Source organism: Candidatus Nanopusillus massiliensis, from assembly GCF_920984865.1.
In genome coordinates this window covers 149,600-150,580 of sequence record NZ_OV100765.1, presented here as the reverse complement: position 1 = coordinate 150,580, position 981 = coordinate 149,600, and the positions used below count along the sequence as shown (strand labels likewise).

The following is a 981-nucleotide window of genomic DNA, read 5'->3' as shown; positions in this document are numbered from 1 at the left end:
TAAGAGTAAATAAATCTATAAAAAATAAACCAAGAAATTATGGAAAAATTTATTCAAAAAAATCAAAATGTTCTTATTTGTTATCCTGATAATGAAGCTCCAGATTTTGATTTTTCAAAGAAAATATATAATGGAAATTCCTGTNNNCTATTCAAATAAATATCCATATGGAAAATATCATCGAAGTATTAGTTCCAAATTATAAAAAACATGTAAAGAATTTGTTTCAAATAGATTATTTAGATCTTTATAATTCATATTATGCTAATAAAAGAATTCTATGAAAGGGTACCTGAAGGAGATTATATATATATATTTATTAATTTAAATAAAGGATTTCCTGCAGGTGCATCACAGGAACATTTATATATTTTAAATATTGATTGAAAAAGAACCAACAAATTCATTTTAAGATTTATCTAGACAAATCTAGCAAATATTTTGATAAATATAAAAAATTCTTTATAGAAGATTATATTAACTTTGAAAAACAATTAAATGAAAGAATAATATTGGATGGAATAATTAAATTATGGNCATCATTTGCTCCATTTAGAAATAATGAATTCATTGGATATATTGATACTTTTGGCATATTTTTCTTATCTGAAAATAAATTTGAAGAATTCATTAAAAACTTATATAATATTTTGGTAACATATGAAAAATTGTATGAGAATTTTAATTTAGTTATATTTGATACAACATTATTAAAGAATCAAGATCATATCCAATTATTAAAATAGCACAAAGACCTTTATTTGATACAGGTTATAAGGAAATTTGTCATTTAGAATATGTTATTTCATCAATACCGTGAAGAAACTGCAAAAGAATTTAAAGAAAATTTAACAAAATTTTTATAAATTTATTTTTCATATATCATAAAACTAAATCTGTAATTCTCTGGATAAGATTAATTCACTTTCCTCACCATATTTACTTATTTCTTTTTCTTCATAGAGCTATAAATCTATAACT

1 protein-coding gene is annotated in these 981 nt (G+C 21.0%); it reads left to right on the top strand.

Annotated elements, in window-relative coordinates:
* The first annotated feature begins 261 nt into the window (after positions 1-261).
* The gene (locus LUA84_RS04060; protein WP_256443480.1) at positions 262-387 is read left to right on the top strand and encodes a hypothetical protein; all 126 of its coding nucleotides are present in this window, start codon (positions 262-264) and stop codon (positions 385-387) included.
* Positions 388-981: the final 594 nt, after the last annotated feature.

Bases quoted from the DNA above. Each gene is read 5' to 3' on its own strand.
- LUA84_RS04060 (WP_256443480.1), top strand. From the start codon at position 262: ATGCTAATAAAAGAATTCTATGAAAGGGTACCTGAAGGAGATTATATA.